This is a genomic window from Pedobacter suwonensis (genome assembly GCF_044762335.1).
Taxonomy (GTDB): domain Bacteria; phylum Bacteroidota; class Bacteroidia; order Sphingobacteriales; family Sphingobacteriaceae; genus Pedobacter.
Map to the genome: position 1 here is coordinate 47,728 of NZ_JBIWEB010000011.1, position 23,585 is coordinate 71,312.

Here is a 23,585-nt window from a genome sequence, read left to right on the forward strand (position 1 = left end):
TTTTATTTAAAATCTTATAACCAATTGTTTTTACGGTACCAGTTGATGGTTTCATTTAATCCCTGTTCAAGGCCAAACCGGGGAGCAAAACCAAAATCATTCTGAATATTTTTAATGTCGCAGCCCCAGTTAGGCGCCGTGAGTTCTTTTATCTTATCTACATTTAAGGCGGGTATTTTATTAAACATGCCATATAAATGTTCCATCGACCAGGCCAAACCTTTAATCAATGGCACAGGTACATTTACCCTTACTGTTTTTTTGCCTAAGGCCTTCCTTGCATAATGAGCGAGCGATGAGCGCTTGTATACTGCCCCATCTGATATATTATAAGCCATGCCCACCACATCTGAAGCGAGTACCTTAATGACAAGGTCGGCCAGATCGGTAGCATACACGAAACTGAGTTCCTGTTCCTGCTTGCCAATGTAAAGCTCCAGCCCAGCCTTTATAGTTTTGATCAGTATGAAAATATCTTTCTCCCGAGGACCATAAACCGCAGTGGGCCTGATTATAATCAAGGGTAAATCCGAAATCTGGGCCAGGTATGTTTCAGCTAATGCTTTGCTGATCCCATAACTGGTTACCGGATTTGAAGCACCATTATCCGTTAGCCTTTCATTTTTTTGCTTTAAAGGGCCCAGTGCTGCCAAACTGCTGATGAATACAAACTTCTTGATGCGATGTGTTGATTTTGAAGCAGCTACCGCCAAATTCCTGGTATAGGTTGCGTTAATTTTATTGTAATCGCTTAATTTTTTTGCCTTGGTTACTGCAGCAGCATGTACAATATAATCGTACTTTTTCTCTTCAATATTCTCTTTCAGCAAATAGATCGATTCAAAATCTAGATCTACATAATTGATCTCAAAATCTTTAAGATGACCTGCAGTTGTAATGTTACGTACATTGGCAAATACTTCCAGATTGTTGGCCAAAGCGGATTTGATGAGGTGATAACCCACAAATCCTGTTGCTCCCGTTATCAACACCCGCTTTTTCATATCGCTTTCTCTAAAATCCTATATTTCCGGTATAACTTTCCACCGATATCTTCAATGGGCTTATTGATCATCTCGTTATGGTCTAAAGTCCAGCTCGCCTCTGCATATTTCATCTTTTTAGCTTCAAAATGTTTGATAATCCGTCCATATAAACAGGCTTCAATCCCCATTTTACGGTAACCATCTACCACGCCAAGCAATAAAATACGGATCCCATCAATTTTCTTTTTGTTGGCTAAAAGCTTGATCAAACCTGTTGGAAACAGTCTTCCGCGTTTAATTTTGATCAAAATCTGGTTGATATCGGGTATGGCTAAAGCAAAACCTATAATCTTGCCATGTTGCTCGGCCAGGATGCAAAATTCAGGATCAAGGATGAGTTTTAAATCGTTTGCTGTGTAGTCAAACTCTTTATCCGTCATCGGTACAAAACCCAGGTTTTTATCCCAAGCTTTGTTGTATACCTCTCTTACCGCATTACAATCCTCCTTAAATTTCTTCATGTTGATTTTGCGGAGGATAATGTCATTCCGTTTCAAACGTTCCTCAATCCTGTCCATCAGTTTCACAGACCGGTCGTTATAACTGCCAGCGGTGTACCGGTAGGCCCTTAAATCAACATTTTTCTGAAACCCAATCTGTTCCAAAAGCGGCAGATAGTACCGGGCATTATAAGGCATCATGGCTACCGGAGGGCCTTCGAAACCTTCTATGAGCAAGCCGCATACTTCATTGGTAGAAAAATTTACCGGTCCTAAAACTTTGGTCAATCCCTTTTGCTTTAACCAATCCTCTGCCGCTTCAAAAAGCTGTTTAGCTACTGTGGCATCATTGATACAATCAAAAAAGCCAAAAAAACCATCATTCGATTCATAGACCTTATTATGATTGGTATTGTTGATGGCGGCAATCCGCCCAACTATTTTACCCTCATCATAAAGCAAAAAGAGCTGTATTTCAGAATGTTCGTAAAAAGGATGTTTTCCAGGGCTAAGCAGATCGCGCTGGGCAATAAAAAGTTCGGGCACATAATTTACATCGCCCGCATACAAATCGTGCGGAAAATCTACAAACGCAGCCAATGCTTTTTTACCGGAAACCTTTACCAGTTCTCTCATGATTGGCTCCCGACTAATTCTACATTAACGGACTTAAAAGCTGCACTTAGCTTGGCTATGGCCGATTCAATCTGATCGAAAGTGTGCGTAGCCATCAAAGAAAACCTGATCAAAGATGAATCTGACGGAACAGCCGGCGAAACTACCGGATTAACGAAAACCCCGTTTTGCTGAAGGATATTCGTAATCATAAAGGTTTTGGTGTTATCGCGGATGTAAATGGGTATAATCGGACTGTTGCTGTGCCCGATATCAAAACCGGCATCAAGCAGAAGTTTCTTCGCATATTCTGTATTGGCCCAAAGCTGATCAATCCGTTCAGGTTCCGCTTCAATGATATCCAACGCAGCAATCACGCTGGCCACAGCTGATGGCGGCATACTGGCGCTGAACATGAGTGAACGGGCACGGTGTTTAATATATTCGATGGTTTCGGTATTACCGGCAATGAAACCGCCCAATGAAGCCAGCGATTTGCTAAAAGTGCCCATAATCAGGTCTACATCCTCAGTGAGATTGAAATGAGATGCTGTTCCAGATCCATTGAAACCGATTACACCCAGGCTGTGTGCATCATCCATCATAATATTGGCGCCAAATTCGTTGGCTATTTCTACCATTTCAGGAAGATTAACCAGATCACCTTCCATGCTAAAAATACCGTCAGAAACAATCAGTTTCGCAGCATCTTCAGGTAAACGGCTCAATTTGCGACGAAGATCCTGCATATCATTATGCGCATATTTAATCGTACGCGAAAAGGCCAAACGGCTACCATCAATAATAGAGGCATGATCATACTCATCCAGCAACAGATAATCGTTACGATCTAACAAACAGGATATTACCCCTAAGTTGACCTGAAAACCGGTACTAAAAAGTACTGCAGCTTCTTTGCCTACATATTCAGCCAGGCGATTCTCCAGTTCGAGGTGGATATCGAGCGAACCGTTCAGAAACCGCGATCCTGCACAGCCGGTTCCGTATTTTTCTATTGCTGCTTTAGCGGCTTCTTTTATTTTGGGATGGTTGGTTAAACCCAAATAGGAATTTGAACCAAACATAAGTACTTTTTCCCCATTGATTACTACCTCGGTGTCCTGACCAGATGCTATTGACCTGAAATAAGGATATAATCCTTTTTCTTTTATCACCGCTGCATCCTTAAAGGAGGCAATTCTATCTTGTAATTTTTTACGCATGCTGAACACTTATATTCTTCAGTTTTTTAAAACCCATTCTGAAACATTGATCTGCAACCTGAATGCTACTTGTAGAAGTTAAAATCAACAGCGTAGATTAAGGCTACATTAACCAAATGATTTGATCACACAATTTTAGTGCGTAACTGAAGCCAAAAAAAGGTTCAAATGTGGGATATATTGGTCAAAATGTTGGATAGGCAAAATGTGACATTTAGATGAATTGACTAATTGACATTCTGACTTTTATTATAAAATAGTAAAAAGGTTAAAAAGTAGAATAAAAAGCGATTAAATAACACAAATAACTGTTTTAAAGCATTTTAATTTATTTAAATTATTAATCAAAAACGTAAAAATCAATCAGAAATTAGTCATTTAAAAAAAATATTCTTGCAAAATTAATTCTGAACATTACATTTGCCACATCAAAAATCCGATAGATAAGGGGGCAAAAACTATCCAAATAGGGTGGATAAAATTGTGGTGCAGAAGATGATTGGATCTGTTAAGAAATGATTAAAAATACGGAACAATTTTTATGCAAGAAGATTTACTCACCAAAACTTTTTCTGAAAAAGACCATGAGGAAGCGCTGTCTTTAAATGATGGTCTGATGGCTAAAATCCATCATAGCACAGATCCCAATTATTGCAGTTCTGAACCGTTCCGTGTATCAAGTTATGCGCTGATCCTGATCACTAAAGGGAAAATGAACCTCAGGATAAATTTTACAGAACATGTATTAAACCAAAGGGATATTCTACTCATTTTTCCGCATGCTGTTTATGAAATAAGAGATAACAGCGAGGTTTCATTTATCAGTATTCATTTTAGCAAAAGTTATTTAAAAACCAGAGGGGTATTTTTTAACAGTGGCGAAGCTTACAGAATGTTCCAGACCAATCCTATCCATAAATTTTCATTATCAAAAGAAGAGCATACATTCATTTATTATGACATGCTTGCCATACACAAAAAACTGAATGTACCTAAAGACACGCCTCAGATTAAAAACATTGTTCACAACAGCTTTTTAGAACTCTTGTATGATATTTTTCTGTTAAAGCACAAACAGAAAGACGCAATGCCTTTTGTGCATGATAGCAAAACAGAGCTTACGAACCGGTTTTTATCACTGGTATCAGAAAATTTCAAAAAGGAAAAGCGTGTAATTTATTATGCCAACCGCTTACGCATTACACCCAGGCATTTATCACAAGTAGTGAAACAGGTAACCGATAGAACAGCGGGGGAAATCATTGATGAAATGGTCATCAGGGAGGCGAAATTATTACTAACGAGCCATAGAATGAATATTTCGGAAGTAGCCATGGAACTGCGTTTTAGCAATTCCTCTTTTTTTGGTAAATATTTTAAAAAGCAGACGGGAATTACCCCGTCTGAATATAAATTATCGAATAATATTGCGGTGTAGTCTAATCTTATTAATTAAGTCTGGAGAGTTGTCAGTCTGAGCCTGTCGAAGACCTTTACTACTTTAAAAAATATTTCTCCTTCGACAGACCACAACATTTCTTGCTTCGTCGGCTGGAGAAGTGTTCTCGCAATAACGAAACTTGCAACTTACCTATTCACATCGAGTTTTTTACCCGCTATATCCTCCCATCTATAAAAGTGAAAGGTTTTATCATCGCTCATCGCCACCAGCAAACCGTGTTTAAAATCTTTATTCAAAGGAACGGAAACCACATCAATACCATCTGTTTGATTAGCTGAATATTTTATGGTGGTTAATAGCGGATGGGCCGTATTTTTCCTGGCTACCCGGTCATATACTTTTAACTGCCCGGCACCCTGATCAGACACCAGGATATATCCTTTATTGCCTGGTGTTTTATAAATGGCGATACCCTCATTGTCCACGGCAAAATCGCCTTGTCCAAACAATGCCAGTTCTTTATTTCCTTTGGCCGGATCTGCATAATACTTGCGTATGCCTACCTGCTCATCGCAATAATAAACAAAGCCCAATTCGTTATCAACGGCAATAGCTTCGATTTCTTTTTTCCCGCTATACAATCCAAATTTCCGCACTAAATCTGCTTTAACATTACCCTTTCCGTCATCTGTCAATTCATATTGCCAAAGATAACCTCCATTTTTAGGGCCGGTTTTACGGCCTACAATGGCATAAATTTTTCCAGCAGGATCGGTATACATCGAAATCCCCATCAAATCACGGTACTCTGCACCTGTTTCTCCCACAAAAACCGGAATTCCGCCATTGTCAATTGCCTTCATATCCGGCAGGGAAAAGATACGCAGTTTATGGGTATAACGCTCGGTTGTGACTGCAATATCTGTCTTTTTTCCAGCCAACTGCAAACCATAGGCAATATCCACATTATCAGGTCGCTTTAAGCCCTTAACCGTTTTGGATTGGATGATTTTGCCTTTCAGATCGAAAACATACAGGCCACCATTGGTATCTTTATCGGTACCGATTACCAAAGATTGTGCAGGATCGCTTGGGTTTACCCATATTGCAGGATCATCGGTATCAAAATCGACAGGGTCAGATACATATAGGGGTTTTACGGCTGTACTATTTCCATTTTGCGCACCTCCTTTACAAGAAATGGCCAGGCTTAAAACCGCAAAAGCGGCAAACTTTAAAATATGGTTGTGGTTGTATTTCATTTTTATATTTTAGTTCCGTATGCACCAACAAATGTAGATGGAGAAGGCGAGATATAGGTAATTCCGTTTTTCATTACAATGCCTGCTTTGTGATGACGGTTAAAGTTAGTGATGCCTTTGCCTAAAGCGGGTGAGTTACCCTGCAGGTGAAAATCCCATGCGGTATTGAAATCGGCATTGGTAACTCCCGTGTTTAAAGGATAATTCACAAATTTAGGATCATTTGCACCGGCCACATTGCTGATCACATCGTTTTTACCACCTACAATATCGCCTGTTGGCTGAAACTGATTTACAGTGGTCTGATCAAAACCATAATACCAGTTATTGCCATAAGCAGAACGGCTATCTTCAGGTTTTTTCGGATCTCTTTTTACGCCAAAACGGGTATTGGCAAAAAGGTTATTATACAGATCGGCACGTACGGTACTTTCCAGCCAGATTGATCCGCCTTTGGCCGTTGGCCTTCTCCAACCTGTATTCACCATGGTATTGTTATACGCAATAATGTAGGTTTGCGGCGTTTTATCTCCTGTATTGGATAATTTTAAGGCATTGGTATTGGTGCTATAAACCAGATTATAAGCGATATCTGCTAAACAGCCAGATTTAAAATTCATGGCTTCCCCTCCTGTCACACCCGTAGTATAAAACACATTATTGGCAAAAATAATCTTCCCGCCTTCAATGTAGGTACAATCTTCCTGGAGGTTCCTGAAAATGCTGTTCTGAACCACTAATTTGCCATTGGCATTGGCAAACCAGAGTGCGGGCAGATTTTCTCCAGCCTTGGCCTTATAAAGCCCCATTTTTACGGATGTGGAAGCATCCGAAGTAGTGGAGCCAGCATATTCGAGGATTACATGATCAAGCACCAGTTCCTCGCACGTTGGCCCGGCCAAAATACCGCCCCAAAGCTTTCCGAATTTTTTTGACGCAGTTTTATAAAATTCATTTACCGTAAACCTGATTGGATTTTCTGCCGTTCCGAGTGCATACAGGTTACCTTTTATCACAATCTCTGGTTTTGCAACCGTGTCCATCAGCACCGTTACCCCTTCTTCAATAGTCAGGGTTTTCCCTTCAGGGATGACAATATCGCCTTTAATTACCTGTGTACTGCCTTTTGCCCAAACCCCGGAAACTTCTCCGATTGCCGAACCATCAATAACAGTAGTATCTACATCTATATTGGCTTTTTTACATCCTGCCAGGGCCAGCACAACAAGGATTAATAATTTAAAAATCTGATTTGATTTCATGTCTTTGTTTCTTAAAATGCTATTAATTAAACTTATACCTAAAGCCAACAAGATAATTCTGGCCATAATAATCGCTCCTGATCAAGGTATTTCCGTTTTTAACCAAATCTTCTTTGATATCGTTATTTGCGGAATTTGTACCTTTTATAAATAGTTTTGCCGGGGTATTTAAAATGTTATTGGCTTTTACAAAAACACTTATTCCGCCTTTAAAACGCTTCTCTGCAGCGGCATCAACCTGGATAAATCCTTCCTGCCATAAATCGTTGTTTAAGAACTGCGAAACCGTGTTGATCCGTGGCCCCGTGTAGGCACCTGCAACCTGAGCATCCCAGCCTTTTTTGGTGTCTTTAAACAATATAGACAGGTTAGCAATATGTGCCGACTGACCATAAAGCGGACGCTCCTGATTCACATTTGCAGGCTCGGTATCTCCGGTGGTGCTATTGATTACCCTGGTGGTTTTAGTGGTATTAATACGCGAATGGGTATACGTATAATTGGCCTTCACCCCTATTTTACTAAAATACTTGATGTAATCTACCTCAGCTCCGTAGTTATTTGCGATACCAAAGTTACCCGGGCTGTAATAAATATCCTGACCGCGAACAGCATCGGCCTGAAAAGTATATTCAATCGGATTTTTTATCCTTTTATAGAAAGCACCAACCAATAATTGCTCGGAAGCGCCGGGAAAAAGCTCGTACCTTAAATCGAAGTTATCAGCCAGAGCACGTTGCAAATTAGGATTACCACGTTCCTGAAATTCTTCATTTACCACCTTTCCAGGTACAATTTCATAAAAACCCGGGCGGTTAAGCGCCTTATAATAAGAGGCATGTAACTGTGCTTTTTCCGTTAAGAAATACTTTGCGGTTAAACTCGGCAATACATCGGTGTAAACCTGATTTCCTTTTGGAAAAGATTCTCCTGCGGCAAAAAGAAGGTGATAACCCTGATTGGTATGCTCTACTCTTGCACCACCAATTACTTCTAACTTAGCTGAATTATATTTAAACATTCCATAACCGGAAGTGGTTTGTTCCGTGGCATCGTAGGTAAGGGAATTGGCTACAGCACCGGTTGGATTGCTTACCACCAGGTTCAGATCGGTATAATTTTGGAAATTTACACCGTAAACATCATTTGCATGATCAGCGGCCTGGGCCATATTGTAATTATTAAAGAAGCTGCTTCTTTGTTTATCGCGGTATAAACCTCCAGCCATAACATCCAATTTATGCTTACCTGCTAAAACATGATAGGCCAGATCCAGATAACCTGCCAAATCTTCGTCGGTATTACGCTCCCACCTGCGGGTAACCGGGTTGGTATTCACCAAGCTGGTGCGTTTGCGCTGGAAATTCTGTTCCAACCCATTTAAACTGATACTGGTATTTTCAGGCACATCGTTTTTGGCAGAAGAATAAACAGCCGACCACTGCACCTTAAATTTATCATTAAAAAACTGATGGTCGCCATGCAGCGTTGAATTGTAAATCTGCTGCTCAGTTAAACGGCTACGGGTATCGAAAACCAACTGTGCATTTCCTGCTATTGGATCATAATCTTTATTATAAGTAGTAGTTACGGCATCCCTAACCTGCTGATTTTTCAGGTTAACATATACATTGTAAAAACTGATCTGATGGTTTTTGTTAAAAACATAATCAACTTTCCCGTGCAAACCTGTACGTTGTTGCTGCTCCGAAAATTCACGGTAACTTTTACTGGTAATGGTGGCATAAGCATCTGTACCAACAACGGAATTATTATAGAAGGTACTATTGCTTCCGCGATAGGTATTTTGATAACTTCCTGCTAACACTACGCCTAATTTATTATCCAAAAAGCGTTTACTTAAAGATAAACTTCCGATTAGATTAGGTGCAGGGTTTCTATATTTATAATCAAGCGTTCCTTTGGTAAAATCGTTCTGTGTAGCATTATAGGTTCTGCCGTTTATTTCATAAGGCGATTTATAACTGATATCCGAAGCATTGTAGCTGGTAAACTTACGATCGAAAAACAATTGGCTGTAACCAGTAGAAAGATTGGCATTTACCTGCAACAAACCCGGTGCATTTTTCATCACCATATTAATCGCACCGCCAATAGCATCGCCCTCTAAATTTGGGGTAAGGGTTTTGTATACCTCTAAACGATCGAGTAAATCAGCAGGAAAAAGGTCGAGTGGAACATAACGGTATTTATTATCCGGACTTGGGATTTTAACGCCGTTGACTAACGTATAGTTATAGCGTTTATCCATTCCCCTTAATATGGCGTACTGTCCGTCGCCATTGCTGTTACGCTCTATGGATACACCCGAAATACGTTGCATCACATTCGCAACCGTGAGATCCGGTGAAATTTCAATCGCCCTGCCTGATACGATGTTCATCAGTTGTGGCGCGTTTTTTTCTAAGCGTCTTGCCCCCTGATCAGTAGAACTAACCGTATTGGATTTAATGGTAATATCTTCAAGGATTCTCGAATCACTTTCCATGTAAAACTTTAAATGATCGTTATCTTCTTTCATGATCACGAATGTTTTTTCGATGGTTCTGTACGTAACATAGCTTATGCTGATTTTAGCAGTACCAACTTTAACATCCTTAAATTCGAAAGTACCGTCTAATCCGGTATTGGTTATGCGCCTTGGATTTTCTAAAACCACCGTTGCACCTACAATGGCCTCGCCACTTTGCTTATCGTAAACATGGCCCTTTAGTTTTGTGGCATGAACTGTGCCTGCACAAAAAAGAAGTAAAAACAGAATTTGTAATGGTTTATTCATTGCGTTTGGTCTTGTCTTTTTATTATCGACGGGGCAAAGATGTACACGCCAGATTACATCAGAAAATATTAAGGGTTACATAAAGGCAACAGCGTTACAACAGGCATATATCAAAAAGCAACAAAAAGAAACAAACTACTGTAAATAAGACCATTAAACATATTAAAAAACGCCGTTATGCTTTTATTACCGTTACATTAACGAATTGTTAAGCCCTAAAAAACATTCAAAACAGGCAATAGATAGCCATCGATGTAACGGTTATAAGGCCTGGATAAATGCGGATAAATTATGGCCTTGAGCCAGATTTAGCTTTTTCCTTAGCCTGTATCTTGATACCCTTAAGCTATCGGTAGATATACCGAGCAAGGTGGCAATGTCTCCCGAATCAAGATTCATTTTTAACAACGCGATTAAGCGCATATCTGCTGAGGTAAGCTCCTGACTATATTTTTTAAGGCTTTCCAGAAATTGATGGTGTACCTGCTCAAAAGCGGCCGTAAATTCCTTCCAATTGCGTTCGTGGTTAAAGCTCTGGTTAATCTCGGTTAGGATCTGGCTCATCTGCTTTTTCTGATCGCGTTTATCCTCTTTCACCATTGCCTGCAAGGTACTTCTCAGGTTTTCCAGAAACTGGTTATGCTTAATCAGATTTAAAGTATGAGTAGATAACTCCCTGCTTTTTACCTCTAGTAATTGTTTCAGATTTTGTTCTTCGAGCTGAAGATTTTTGAGTTCAAGGCTGGTCATATCGTGTTCTATGGCCTTTTGCCTTGCCAGCATGTGTTGATCTTTTAACTTTAAACGTTGCCTGCTGAAAATCACAAAACCCAGAACAACCAATAATATCACCACAATGGCAGAAGAAAAAGCAATAATCCGGTTTACCTTCCGGTCGTTTTTTAATCTGATAATTTCATCAGATTTTTTATTGATATCGTAAAGTACCTGCAAAAATGCGGCCTGCCTGGCTCCATCTACCGAATACAGATCGATAGTATATTTATAACCAAGTTTTACATAATGATAGGCGCTGTCCATATTGTTCAATAACTCATAGGCTTTTCCTAAATCTCTGCAGCAGGAACTTACCTGATAAATATTTCCCATTTTTTCGGCAAGTTTTAGAGCCGTTTCGGTTTGCACAATACTTTCCTTATACCGACCGGTTTTACGCAAAATATCGCCTAAATTGTTAATGACCTCAATACTTCCCAGCTTATTCCGGTCTTTTTGATATAAATCCAGTGACTGTTTAAAGTGTACGTAAGCGGAATCGTAACGCTCCAGATCTTCATATATGCTCCCGAAGTTTTCGTGTATTTTTGCAGCTTCGCTTTTATTGTTAAGCTTTTCGGTTATTTTTAGAGCCAGTTTTTGATAATAAAACGCACTATCATAAAGCTGCCTTTTTTCGTACAACTGCCCAATATTGCCCAATACCGTTACCTGTCCGGTTAAATTATTTAATCTTTTATAGAGATCAATAGCTTTACGATAGCTATTCATGGCCTTGTCTTTCTGTTTCATGTAATAGTAAAGCACGCCGGCATCATTAAGGTTAGCGGCCAATAACAATGGTTGATTGGCATTACCAAATATCTTATCTGCTTTTAAAAAGAACTCTAAAGATTGACTAAAGTGGCCTTGTGTATAACAAATCTTGCCCATCTGCTTTAAACATTTGCCCTCTTTTAACTCATCATTATCATCAATAGCTTTGGCATAGATCCTCTTTAATTGAGCCAGGGCTGTAGCCGGATCTTTTTGATCCTGAACAAAAATTGATTCAAATCGATCTTCCCGGGCGTTTACATCAGAGATGAAAAAAAGAGAAAATAAAAGCAGACTAATGAGTTTGTTCATTTTAAAGGCAATTGCATCAGGCAATATGGAGCAAAGAAAAGATACCGGTGTTAACTTAAAGTTAAGTGAAGTCTCAGGTGATATAATTAACGTGCTTCACCGAGTCTTTTTCGCTTTGAGTTCTAAGTGATATTAACTATTTACGTGTCAGATGGTAACATCTGACAACACCGATCACAAGCTGTTTATATTGCCACGGAAACACGGACTGACATGGAGGATTTCACTATTTCCATAGCAATGGTTCGTGTCTGCACAAACCATTTTCATTTTAAACACCACCGTGGTCTGTGTCCTCACAGACCACCTAAGCGATCAGAATAAACACAGGCGTCGATGAAATGAAAAACCTGAGTTAACTAAACCCGACCGGCAGCGTTATCCCGGTTTGTGTATTATTCTATCTACCAGTTAATTTACCGGGATTAAGCAAAGGGCGGGACTACCATAACCGAAGCAGCACTAGTATTGCTTTCCTAAAAACTAAAAGAATCTTAATATTTCTTAACTAATTTTACCACGGAAAACACAGATTGACACGGAGGAATTTACTATCACCATTGCCGTGGTTCGTTTCTGCGCGAACCATTTTCATTTTAACTCTACTGCCACCACCGTGGTCTGTGTCCTCACAGACCACCTAAGCGATCAGAATAAACACAGGGGTCGATGAAATGAAAAACCTGAGTTAACTAAACCTAAGGGATCGACAGCGTTATCCAGGTTTAAACTTTATTTTATTTACCAGCTAATCTACCGGGATTAAGCAGAGGGCGAGGCTAAAGTAACCACTGCTATGGTTCGTGTCTGCACGAACCATTTTTATTTTAAACTCTACCACCGTAGCTCCATTTTAGTATATTGACTACAAGTATTTAAACATCAGATCCGATAACCAAATCTGATAAAAGGTTTGATTTTAATTTTTTAAATGTAACTTTGTTGCATTGAATCATTCAAAGAGTAAATACCGCCGCGAAATTTTTTCCCGCATCTGGGCGATATTGTTATTAGGGGTATTTCTTAATGCGACATTGATCGAAAGTCTGCACCACCACGCAGCGAAACATTCCGTAAACCATACATCGCATTCAAAATACAACGCCCAACTTGTTTCGACAAAGTTAACCTGTAAACTCTGCGAAGTGCTGAAACACCAATCGCACTTTTTCGATCGCCCTTTACCGCTGGCATTTCTTTTACCTATAAATAAACCAGGTATTAAACCCTGTGTTTATCTGATCAAGCAACCTGTTGCTTATATTCTATCTTTTAGCAATAAAGGGCCGCCAAGTTTAATGGCATAATCTCAAAATCAGGTTTACTTTATTTATCCGACAAATTTATTTTGTTTAATGTGCAGCTGTATCCGGCATGCGCCTATATTTCCTATATATTATGCTTCAAGCTATTTCATTATCTAAAAATTATGGAGCTTATCAGGCTCTGAACCAACTTAATTTAACCGTTAACGCCGGCGAGGTTTTTTGCCTTTTGGGCCAAAATGGTGCAGGTAAAACGACCACCATTAATTTATTTCTTGGTTTTATTGAACCAAGCGCGGGTAAAATTTTAATCGATGGCAAGGCGCTGGATGCGCATGATCACGAGCGCCGCAAACACCTTGCTTACATTCCTGAAGTGGTGATGCTTTACGGTAACCTTTCGGCCATAGAGAACCTCGATTACTTTTCAAAACTTGCAGGTTTTAATTATGAAACCAGTAGTTTGACCAATTTTCTAAATCAATGTGGTTTACAAGAATCGGCTCACCATAAACACCTGTCCGGTTTCAGCAAGGGGATGCGCCAGAAAGTCGGTATTGCGATTGCCCTGGCTAAAAACGCGAAAATTATTTTAATGGATGAACCAACCAGTGGCTTAGATCCAAAAGCCACGGCCGAATTTACCCTATTGGTTAAACAATTGGCTGCAGAAGGTAAATCTATTTTAATGGCGACGCATGATATTTTTAATGCCGTAAATGTAGGCTCGCACATCGGCATTATGAAACAGGGCCAATTGATCCATACCCTTAAAGCAAGCGAAATTAACGCAACCGACTTGCAGGAACTATACTTACAAACCATATAATCAAATCCATTTCATGCACCCAAAACATAAGGCACTTTATGGTGCCGCTACATTTTTTTTACTCCTCCTGCTCAATCTGGTAAGCATTCAAGCCATTGCCCAGATCAAGGTAAGCGGGAAAGTAATCAATGCAGAGCGTCAAAACATTTACAAAGCCACTATTAAATTTAAAAATGGTAAAGATCAATTGAATACAATAAGCGATTCGTTGGGGAATTTCTCGCTTATTTTACCTAAAACAGCTAATTATGCGGTTACCGTTAGCGCCATTGGTTATAGCAGTTTCAGCCTCATATATCCTGTCAATCAAACAGGTGATTTAAACCTCGATGCCATTGTATTACAAGCTTCGAATGAAGAACTACAAACGGTAGAGGTGGTGGGTACCAACGGCAAAAAATATTACGGCAATTATTCCTTTTCAGCCACAAAAACGGCCACTTTAAACAAAGACATTCCACAGGCTATTTCTTCGGTTTCGAAAGAATTAATTGCCGACAGGCAGGCTGCTGTACTAGCTGATGCCATCAAAAACGTAACCAGTGTATCGCAAAGCAGTTATTACAACCAATTCTCCATCAGGGGAATCAACCAAAATGAAGAAGGCGCCATCATTAACGGCATGCGTACCCGCCAATTTTATTTTAACCAACCATTAACCAACAACCTGGAACGGATTGAGGTGATAAAAGGTCCGGCAAGTGCTACTTTTTCGAGTGTAGACCCGGGTGGAAGTATTAACCTCGTAACAAAAAAACCGCTGGCAGAAGACCGCAGGGAAATCAGTATTTCAGCCGGAAGTTTTAGTACCATACGTGGAGCATTAGATTTTACAGGCCCCTTAAATGCGGATAAAACCTTGCTTTACCGGCTGAATCTTGGATATGAAGACAGCAAAAGTTTCAGGGACCTCCAGTACAGAAAAGGTCATATAATCGCCCCTTCGTTTTCGTACACCCCGAATGAGCGTACCAGTTTAAATGTAGAGGCTGTGCTAAACAACAGCAATTCAAGATTGGACCGTGGCCAAGCTATTTTTGGCGCCATTGCCGGGCAAACCGATTTAAAAAGTACACCCATCAGTTTTAATATGGGTGCCAGCAATGATCGTTTTAACACTCAGGATTTAATGTTGATGACCAATTTTTCTCATCGCTTTAATCAGGATATTGTATTTAATGTGGCTTATATGAAGCAAAACTGGAATGAAGATCTTTTGGAACATCGTACCACCAATGCTTTTGGTGTTGATGAAAACAATCAAGCGATCCCCACCCTTGCTGCTATGCGGGCAGTTCAGCGCCAGCAAAAGTGGAGTACCGATAATTTAAGTACTTATTTAAGTATAAACGCCAATACATTTCACTTGAACCATAAAATGGTAATAGGCTACGACCGCATCAATACCCAGAAACTACGTGGCGGCGGCGAAAATGCAGCACAGGGTTACCGTCTAAAAGATGGTAACATTGCCAGCAGGTATGATCCGGCAAAAAAAGACCTCTATTTATTTAAAATGGTAAATGGGGTGAATGCACCTGTACCTAATGTTGAGCATTTCAACCTTGCTAACCCAAGTTATACGATTAAAAATTTAAGCGATTATATTTTTACCAAAACTGAAATCCAGCCGGCCTATAATTTAGTTAATGCGGTTTATTTTCAGGACCAGATCAGATACCGTAAACTCACGTTAACCCTGGGCCTGAGACAGGAATGGTACCAGGATTACAGCAATTACAAACTGGTAACAGAAAAGAAGATCGATCAGCAGAAGCTTTTACCAAGAGTTGGGCTAACCTATGCGGTAACCGATAACATTAACCTTTACGGAACATATTTGCAGGGTTACCAGCCACAGGGAAACACCTCTTCACTCGTTATTGTACCACCGCCGGCAGGCACCAACTTTAAACCCCTAACAAGTGACCTGAAAGAGATTGGCGCAAAATCAGAATGGCTGAATAAAAGTTTAATGGTTAACATTTCGGTTTTTGAAATTAACCAGAAAAACCTGTTGATGAATGCAAACGACCCTCTGGATGTGAACCGTTTAATTGAACGTGGCGCACAGCGCAGCCGCGGATTTGAGTTTGAAGCTTCAGGTTTCATCAGCCGGAACTGGCAGTTTAATGCGGGCTATAGTTACATTGATGCTATTATTATGGATGATTTCAACCCGGCTTTGATTGGTCAACGGGTGCAGAACACGCCAAAGCACAGTGCCAGTTTGTGGACACGTTATAATTTTGAAACTCAAAAATTGAAGGGCCTGGGTTTTGGTGCAGGTTTACAATATATCGGCACTAAACTTCCATTATACATCAGGGATTTTACTCTACCAGCCTATACCCTTGTTGATGCCGCAGCTTATTATTCGCCGGCCGGCTCAAAGGTGCAGTTGGCCTTAAATGTAAATAACATCTTAAATAAAACCTATTGGGTAGGTGCGCAAAACTACCTGCGTCTTTTCCCGGGCACGCCAAGAAATGTAATGTTTAACGTAACCTATAGAATATAATGTCGGGTAGAATAAGCACTATCGCAAAACAAACATTTAAAGCCGCATTCAACAATAAAGCAACATTAGCCTTAACACTTTTACTGGGCTTATCACTCTGTTTGGCTACTTATGTTGGTTGGCAAAACTTTAAAATGCAAAATAATCAACGGCTCCATTATAAAGCGCTGGTAAGGGCGCAATGGTTAGCTAAACCAGATAAACACCCACACCGGATGGCGCACTATGGCTACCTCGCCTTTCGTGAAAAACATGAACTCAGTTTCTTCGATTTTGGCATAGAAAGTTTTGCAGGGGTATCTATTTTTTTAGAGGCACACAAACAGAATACCGTTAATTTTAGTGAAGCAGGTTTTACAAACGGTATGTTAAGCTTTGGCGAAATCAGTGTGGCCATGGTATTACAATTGTTGGTGCCTTTACTCATTTTCTTTTTAGGTTATAACAGCATATCGGCCGAACGTGAATCAGGCACCTTAAAAATCCTGTTGTGCCAGGACATAAGCTGGAGACAGCTCCTTTGGGGGAAAACTATGGGAATTATCGGCGTGTGCCTCTCTATATTTTTTCCGCTTATCCTGCTCACCATCTTGTTATGGGCATCATTAAGTCATTGGCAAATCAGTATGGATTCAGCCTTACGTCTGTTACTCCTGGTTTTAACTTATGCCATCTATTTTTTCATCATGTCGGCCGTTACGGTTTTGGTTTCTGCCTTTGCCCGCAGTTCTAAATCCGCTTTGATTACCTTATTGGCCTGCTGGATATTTTTTATGGTGATTATGCCACGCATTACCCAGGCGGTTGGGGTAAAGATCCATCCTTCGCCGTCTAAAATAGAGTTTGCCGATGCCATTGCGACAGAAGTTCATCAGCAGGGCGACAGCCATGATCCAAACGACCCACACTACGCGGCCATTAAGGATTCGCTGCTGAAAGCTTACGCCGTAGATGATGTTAAAAAACTTCCTTTTAACTATGGTGGCTATATTATGGCCGAAGGTGAAAAGATCACCTCAAAAATTTACAGTAGCCACCAGAATGAACTGAACAAAATTTTCAAAAAACAGAACAGCATGACTACAATCACGGGTTTTTTAAACCCTTATTTATCGCTGAAAAATATTTCGATGGCTTTAACCGCATCTGATTTTAATACCTACGTCGATTTTCAGCATCAGGCAGAAGCTTACCGCTATCAGCTCGCTCAAAAGATGAATAAGCTACAGATTGAGAAAATCAGCAACATTAAACCTGGGGATGAAGAGAAACCGCTAGCCATTAGTAAGTCCAACTGGGCAGAACAACCCGATTTTAACTATCGTTTTAAAACATTAGATACGGTTCTGTCAAATGAGCTACTAGCGCTGAGTGCCTTAACCTTTTGGTTATTGGTTACGGTTATTTTGCTCCAATATTCAACCAAATGGCTTAAAACGATATAGCAATACGCATGAAAAAAAATAGATATCAGCTCGAATTTAAATTGTTTTTTAGAAGCAGTTCTTCCTGGATTGGCATCTTTGTGCTTCTTATAACAGGTTTTGCCGGCCTGTATTTCGGCAAAACTTTCATTGCCAGGCAAGAAGCTGTAATTGAAAAAGCAGCCATATTGCAAAAGAAAAATACCCTTGAAAATATCGAGCATTTCGGCGATGATATTGGCCTGTTATTTTTCCATAATAAGTTTACACTGGCCAACTCCCCTGATAAATGGGCGGCCTTTGCCAACGGACAGCGTGATATAAACCCCTACTTAATTTCGGTAACCATGTTGGGGCTTGAAGGACAGCTTTATGATACCGATATCAATAATCCGGTCAGCCTGCTGCTGGGCAACATGGATCTTAGTTTCGTATTTATCTTTTTGTTCCCGCTGGTTATTATTGCCTTCACCTACAACCTCCTTTCAGAACAAAAAGAAAGTGGGATATGGTCACTTTTGAGGGCGCAAACCAACCAGTCTTTTAAGGTTATCTGGCAAAAATTTTTAGTTAGGGTTGCGGTGATTTTTAGCGTTGCACTATTGCTATTATTGGTAGCGATGTTTTACCTGGCATTACCGCAAGACGTAACCTTCCTTTCGGTTACCGTACTTATTTTACTCTACCTGAGCTTTTGGTTTGCTGTTTCCTTTTTCTTCATCTCTTTAGGTAAGTCTTCAAATTTTAATGCCTCAGCGCTAATAGCCGTGTGGGTACTGCTCTGCATCGTCATTCCGGCATCATTTAATCTTTTTCTAACGCGAAAATACCCGGTACCTGAAGCCTTGCAAAATGTAATTAACCAACGCGAAGGCTATCATGAAAAATGGGATATGGCTAAAGACGTGACCATGAAACCCTTTTTTAAACATTATCCCCAATTGAAGAAATATCCGTTTCCTGAAAAGAAAACCTTTAGCTGGTATTGGTATTATGCCATGCAGCAAATGGGTGATGACCAGGCATTGGCAAGCAGGCTGTCCATCGAAAAGAAATTGGTCGGCAGGCAGGATTTTACAGAAATTTTTGCCTTTTTCTTTCCTACCGTACAAACGCAGCTTGGGTTAAATAAAATGGCAGGATCAGATCTTACTACACATCTTGAATTTCAACAGGCTGTCAGAAAATACCACGAGCAGATTCGCTTGCATTTTTATCCGGCAATCTTCCTTAATCGAGATGTTAACGATACCGATATTAAAAATTATAAACTGGAAAAATATAACCGTCAACAGATTCCGCGTGTATGGATTAATATGCTTTCGATATCACTGCTCACCATGGTTATGATTGGCGCTACGGTTTTAAATTTGAAAAGATTCAACAGTTAACCTGCTAATAAAAATGTACTTGTAATTTCTTTGGATGATTTATGAATAAAATCGTCCGTTCAACTTGAGCCATCCGTTTTTCCTCGGCGGCGAAATGCCCACCTGTGCGGCGGGCGGGGAGAAATCTACTTATTAAGATTTTAGGCTGCTTTGCACCCGATTATCATTGATAGGCTTCCATAGAAAGTGTCGTCATCCCGACGACTAAAGCGCAGTCTCGAACACCCGGCAGAGAAATCTATCCTGATAGATTTCTCTACTACGTTGCACTCCGCTCGAAATGACGCAAGCTTTATGGAGAAAACAAATGCCGGTAAACTATTGACCAATATACTAATGGCTAATGAACATTACCTCCCTACAGCGGATAAGCAGTTTCACTTTTTGGTTCGGAAAGTACAAAGTAGCTCTGAACAGTCGTAATATTAGGCAGTGTAGCCAGTTTATTCCGTAAAAATTCGTGATAGGCATCCATATCTTTAGTAGCGATACGGAGAATAAAATCATGCGCCCCCGTCATTTGCAGGCATTCCATTACTTCTCCAAACTTAGACACCTCGGTTTCAAATTCGATCAGGGTTTTGGCGGTATGTTCTTTCAGCAGTACATGAGAGAAAGCAATCAGGTTTCTATTAATCTTTTTCCGGTCAAGAATCGCCACCACTCTTTTAATATAACCCTGCTCCTTTAATCGCCTTATACGTTCGTGTATGGTTGCTATCGATTTATGCAGCTTCAAAGAGATTTCTTTATGGGTTAAGGCGGCATCATGCTGCAACAATTTTAATATTTCGATGTCAACCTGATCTAAATCGCCCTGTACCATATACGCTGATGAATGAAAAAAAATATAACAGACCTTAAAAAAAATAGCCTAAACTGAAATAAAAATTAAATAATGATAAAAATAGCAAAAAATTTCCGAAAAAATCGACTTGTATTGATCCAAATCAGAATAATACAGAGTTTTACCGAAATTTAATTAGTTAAAAATTTACTTTAATTGATTTAAAAAATCTCCATGAAAGCATTAACCGCTAATGAATTAACAATTTCCAATATGGGAAAATTTGAACATTTATCACTTCTGGTTGGCAACACCCCAATGCTGGAGCTTACTTATACGTATCGTGGAAGTTTGGGCAAAATTTACGTTAAATGTGAACACTATAACCTAACGGGCAGTATTAAAGACAGGATGGCGCTTTATACCCTCAAAAAAGCTTATGCTGAAGGTAAAATTAAAGCTGGCGACCGGATAGTGGAGGCGACGAGCGGTAATACCGGAATTGCATTTGCAGCAATAGGTAAAGCTTTAGGCCACCCGGTAACCATCATTATGCCCAATTGGCTGAGCAAAGAGCGCATGGATATTATTAAAAGTTTAGGTGCTGAAATTATTTTGGTGAGCAAAGAAGAAGGCGGATTTATCGGTAGCATTAAACTTGCAGAAGAAATGGCCACAAAAGACCCAAATATCTTTTTACCAAAACAGTTTGAAAATATTGCTAATCCGGAAGCACACGAACAGACCACTGGGAAGGAAATCTGGGGGCAACTGCAATTAAAAAACATATCGCCCGATGCTTTTGTTGCAGGCGTAGGCACCGGAGGAACCATTATGGGGGTTGGCAATTTTTTAAGAAAGCAAAATGCTGATATTAAAATACATCCCCTTGAGCCTGCAGAATCACCAACTTTAACTACAGGTTACAAAGTAGGCAGCCACAGAATCCAGGGCATTTCTGATGAGTTTATTCCTGAAATTGTTAAACTGAGTGAACTGGACGAAGTAGTGCAGGTAAACGATGGCGATGCCATATTAATGGCGCAAAAACTGGCAGAAAAACTTGGTTTAGCTGTAGGTATATCATCAGGAGCCAATGTAATAGGCGCCATTAAACAACAGCAAAAAATGGGAACTGACAGTTGTGTAGTCACAATTTTTTCTGATAGCAACAAGAAATATTTAAGTACCGATTTAATGAAGCAGGAACCAGTTAAGGCTGGATACATTACCCCTGAAGTAGATTTTATGGATTACCAGGCCTTTAGCAGATTACAAAACCACCATAACCAATAATTTAATAACCACAACATGAAAAAAATCACCTTTTTGTTATGTGCCGTATGCCTGATTAACCTTGGCGCATATAGCCAGATCTTAAAACCCGTAACCTGGAGTTACGCTGCAAAAAAAACCGGCCCAAATACCGCTACTGTTTTTATTAAAGCTACTATAGACGAGGGCTGGCACCTCTACTCGCAATTTGTTAAAGATGGTGGTCCTGTTAAAACAACTTTTACCTTTCCAACAGCTGCTGCTTACACATTGATTGGCAAAACGATCGAGCCAAAAGCAATAACCAAGTTCGAACCTACTTTCAAAATGGAGGTGAGCTACTTCGAAAAATCTGTCGTTTTTCAACAGAAAGTAAAGCTGAAAGGTAAAACGGCAACCATTAAAGGTAATGTAGAATTTATGGTATGCGACGATAAACAATGTTTGCCGCCAGAACAGGTTGACTTTAGTATTCCTGTAAAATAAGCGCAAACAAGCATATGACATCCTTAAAAAAAATCTGTCTTGGATTGCTGTTCTGTGGTGCCATATCCTTAAACGGATATGCACAAGACAGCTCCGGTACTGATGATCTCACCTTTACAGAGATTAAACCTGAGACGCCTGACAGTATCATCAAAGCAACTGATACAGTTGTTAAAACAGCACCAGCGGCACCAAACAAGGTTGATCAAACTGTTGCACCATCGAAAGAAGAACACAAAACTTTATGGGGTATTTTTATTGCGGGCTTTGTTGGCGGTTTAGCCGCCCTGTTGATGCCTTGCATTTTCCCTATGCTGCCGCTTACGGTAAGTTTTTTCACTAAAGGTTCAGAAAAAGGAAAGGCCTTTCAACGCGCAGCGTTATACGGCTTTTTTATTATTCTCATTTATGTGGTACTGGGCCTTTTGGTTACCGTAATTTTTGGTGCAGATGCCTTAAACAGTTTATCTACCAATGGGATATTTAACTTCTTTTTCTTCTTATTGCTTGTGGCTTTCGCAGCTTCGTTTTTAGGTGCATTCGAAATTACCCTACCCTCGTCATGGGTAAATAAAATGGATGCCAATTCTGATAAAGGAGGCGTAGCGGGCTTATTTTTTATGGCCGGAACGCTGGCCCTGGTATCCTTCTCGTGTACTGGTCCAATTATTGGCACTTTATTGGTACAGGCCGCAACAACCGGCGCCTTATTAGGCCCGGCCGTAGGTATGTTTGGCTTTTCCTTAGCCCTGGCCATCCCTTTTGCCCTGTTCGCCTTATTTCCATCTGCAATGAACAAGCTGCCAAAATCTGGTGGTTGGTTAAACAGTGTTAAAGTTGTGCTTGGCTTTCTTGAACTTGCATTTGCTTTAAAATTTCTAAGTAATGTAGACCTGGCCTACCATTGGGAATGGTTTGACCGCGAAATATTTTTAAGCCTTTGGATTGTTATTTTTGGGATGATGGGCATCTATCTTCTGGGTAAGCTAAGGTTTTCGCATGATAGCCCATTGGCATTTATCTCCGTACCTAGGCTTTTTCTGGCTACCATAGTATTGGCTTTTACCATTTACCTGATCCCGGGCATGTGGGGCGCGCCGTTAAAGAGCATTTCTGCTTTTCTTCCACCGCAGGAAACCCAGGATTTTGATCTGTATACTGCCAGTTTATTAGGCGGAAAACAGACTGCAACAAATGACGGTCCGCATAAATATGCAGACAAATTCCATGCACCTTTAAAGCTGAATGTTTATTTTGATTATGATGAAGGTATGGCCGCAGCAAAAAAGCTGAACAAACCTGTAATGATCGATTTTACCGGCCATGCCTGTGTAAACTGCAGAAAAATGGAAGCAAACGTTTGGCCGGACAAGGATGTATACAAAATGCTAAACAATGATTATGTATTGATCCAGTTATACGTAGATGATAAAACGGAGTTGGCTCCTGCTGATGTAGCAGTTACACCCGAAGGGAAAAAACTTACCACCATCGGTAAAAAATGGAGCGACTTGCAAGCCAGAAAATTCCAATCCAATTCACAGCCGTTTTATGTACTGCTCAATCCAAAAACAGAATCCCTATTGGCACCGCCGCAAGGTGCTGATTATGAAATAGCTAATTACAAAAAATTCTTACTCAGTGGTTTAAACGCTTTCCACTAAACAGATAGAATAAAAGTGTTGAATTTA

At 40.1% G+C, this 23,585-nt stretch carries 17 protein-coding genes; 9 read left to right on the plus strand and 8 right to left on the minus strand.

Translation table 11 applies throughout. The features are described 5' to 3' along the window. Nucleotides 1-14 precede the first annotated feature (14 nt). Genes ACIQXP_RS16885 through spt form a run of 3 tightly spaced genes read right to left on the minus strand, consistent with a single transcriptional unit; the run spans nt 15 to nt 3,324 of the window. Nucleotides 15-1,004: an NAD-dependent epimerase/dehydratase family protein gene (locus ACIQXP_RS16885; protein ID WP_387506145.1), complete on the minus strand. Its 990-nt coding sequence runs from the start codon at nt 1,002-1,004 to the stop codon at nt 15-17. Next, the gene (locus ACIQXP_RS16890) at nt 1,001-2,122 is read right to left on the minus strand and encodes a hypothetical protein (protein ID WP_387506147.1); all 1,122 of its coding nucleotides are present in this window, start codon (nt 2,120-2,122) and stop codon (nt 1,001-1,003) included. Before ACIQXP_RS16890 ends, ACIQXP_RS16885 begins: the two co-directional genes overlap by 4 nt. Beyond that, entirely contained in the window at nt 2,119-3,324 is a 1,206-nt protein-coding gene (spt, locus tag ACIQXP_RS16895; protein ID WP_090985141.1) for a serine palmitoyltransferase, read from the minus strand. Before spt ends, ACIQXP_RS16890 begins: the two co-directional genes overlap by 4 nt. Before the next feature lie 541 nt (nt 3,325-3,865). On the opposite strand from spt, the gene ACIQXP_RS16900 reads away from it, so the two are divergent. Next, the gene (locus ACIQXP_RS16900; RefSeq protein WP_387506149.1) at nt 3,866-4,762 is read left to right on the plus strand and encodes an AraC family transcriptional regulator; all 897 of its coding nucleotides are present in this window, start codon (nt 3,866-3,868) and stop codon (nt 4,760-4,762) included. 149 nt (nt 4,763-4,911) lie between these two features. Here the strand turns inward: ACIQXP_RS16900 and ACIQXP_RS16905 are convergent, their stop codons facing one another. The 4 genes from ACIQXP_RS16905 to ACIQXP_RS16920 all read right to left on the minus strand — a co-directional run bounded on the left by ACIQXP_RS16905 (nt 4,912) and on the right by ACIQXP_RS16920 (nt 11,916). Then, nucleotides 4,912-5,988 carry a phytase gene (locus ACIQXP_RS16905; RefSeq protein WP_387506151.1) on the minus strand — a complete coding sequence of 359 codons (1,077 nt, stop codon included), beginning with the start codon at nt 5,986-5,988 and terminating at the stop codon, nt 4,912-4,914. 2 nt (nt 5,989-5,990) lie between these two features. Further along, on the minus strand, nt 5,991-7,250 hold the full coding sequence (locus tag ACIQXP_RS16910) for a right-handed parallel beta-helix repeat-containing protein (protein ID WP_387506153.1): 1,260 nt from the start codon (nt 7,248-7,250) through the stop codon (nt 5,991-5,993). Nucleotides 7,251-7,272: 22 nt separating this feature from the next. Beyond that, nucleotides 7,273-10,050 carry a TonB-dependent receptor gene (locus ACIQXP_RS16915; RefSeq protein WP_387506155.1) on the minus strand — a complete coding sequence of 926 codons (2,778 nt, stop codon included), beginning with the start codon at nt 10,048-10,050 and terminating at the stop codon, nt 7,273-7,275. A 261-nt stretch (nt 10,051-10,311) separates the two neighbouring features. Continuing rightward, on the minus strand, nt 10,312-11,916 hold the full coding sequence (locus ACIQXP_RS16920) for a tetratricopeptide repeat protein (protein ID WP_387506157.1): 1,605 nt from the start codon (nt 11,914-11,916) through the stop codon (nt 10,312-10,314). Between the two features lie 947 nt (nt 11,917-12,863). Between ACIQXP_RS16920 and ACIQXP_RS16925 the strand changes: the two genes are divergently transcribed. The 5 genes from ACIQXP_RS16925 to ACIQXP_RS16945 all read left to right on the plus strand — a co-directional run bounded on the left by ACIQXP_RS16925 (nt 12,864) and on the right by ACIQXP_RS16945 (nt 19,346). Further along, the gene (locus ACIQXP_RS16925) at nt 12,864-13,223 is read left to right on the plus strand and encodes a hypothetical protein (RefSeq protein WP_387506159.1); all 360 of its coding nucleotides are present in this window, start codon (nt 12,864-12,866) and stop codon (nt 13,221-13,223) included. 91 nt (nt 13,224-13,314) lie between these two features. Then, nucleotides 13,315-14,010 carry an ABC transporter ATP-binding protein gene (locus ACIQXP_RS16930; protein WP_387506161.1) on the plus strand — a complete coding sequence of 232 codons (696 nt, stop codon included), beginning with the start codon at nt 13,315-13,317 and terminating at the stop codon, nt 14,008-14,010. Nucleotides 14,011-14,023: 13 nt separating this feature from the next. Beyond that, nucleotides 14,024-16,531 (plus strand): TonB-dependent siderophore receptor, encoded by a 2,508-nt coding sequence (locus ACIQXP_RS16935; protein WP_387506163.1) that lies wholly within the window; start codon nt 14,024-14,026, stop codon nt 16,529-16,531. Further along, the gene (locus tag ACIQXP_RS16940) at nt 16,531-17,976 is read left to right on the plus strand and encodes an ABC transporter permease (RefSeq protein ID WP_387506165.1); all 1,446 of its coding nucleotides are present in this window, start codon (nt 16,531-16,533) and stop codon (nt 17,974-17,976) included. Before ACIQXP_RS16935 ends, ACIQXP_RS16940 begins: the two co-directional genes overlap by 1 nt. A gap of 8 nt (nt 17,977-17,984) precedes the next feature. Further along, on the plus strand, nt 17,985-19,346 hold the full coding sequence (locus ACIQXP_RS16945; protein WP_387506167.1) for a DUF3526 domain-containing protein: 1,362 nt from the start codon (nt 17,985-17,987) through the stop codon (nt 19,344-19,346). Nucleotides 19,347-19,704: 358 nt separating this feature from the next. Here ACIQXP_RS16945 and ACIQXP_RS16950 read toward each other — a convergent pair whose 3' ends face one another. Next, the gene (locus tag ACIQXP_RS16950) at nt 19,705-20,172 is read right to left on the minus strand and encodes an Lrp/AsnC family transcriptional regulator (protein ID WP_145860563.1); all 468 of its coding nucleotides are present in this window, start codon (nt 20,170-20,172) and stop codon (nt 19,705-19,707) included. A 195-nt stretch (nt 20,173-20,367) separates the two neighbouring features. Between ACIQXP_RS16950 and ACIQXP_RS16955 the strand changes: the two genes are divergently transcribed. Genes ACIQXP_RS16955 through ACIQXP_RS16965 form a run of 3 tightly spaced genes read left to right on the plus strand, consistent with a single transcriptional unit; the run spans nt 20,368 to nt 23,558 of the window. After that, nucleotides 20,368-21,429 (plus strand): PLP-dependent cysteine synthase family protein, encoded by a 1,062-nt coding sequence (locus ACIQXP_RS16955; protein ID WP_387506169.1) that lies wholly within the window; start codon nt 20,368-20,370, stop codon nt 21,427-21,429. A 15-nt stretch (nt 21,430-21,444) separates the two neighbouring features. Then, nucleotides 21,445-21,894: a protein-disulfide reductase DsbD domain-containing protein gene (locus ACIQXP_RS16960; protein ID WP_387506171.1), complete on the plus strand. Its 450-nt coding sequence runs from the start codon at nt 21,445-21,447 to the stop codon at nt 21,892-21,894. A gap of 14 nt (nt 21,895-21,908) precedes the next feature. After that, a complete protein-coding gene (locus tag ACIQXP_RS16965) occupies nt 21,909-23,558 on the plus strand; it encodes a protein-disulfide reductase DsbD family protein (RefSeq protein WP_387506172.1) in 1,650 nt (549 codons plus the stop codon). The last annotated feature ends 27 nt before the right edge of the window (nt 23,559-23,585 follow it).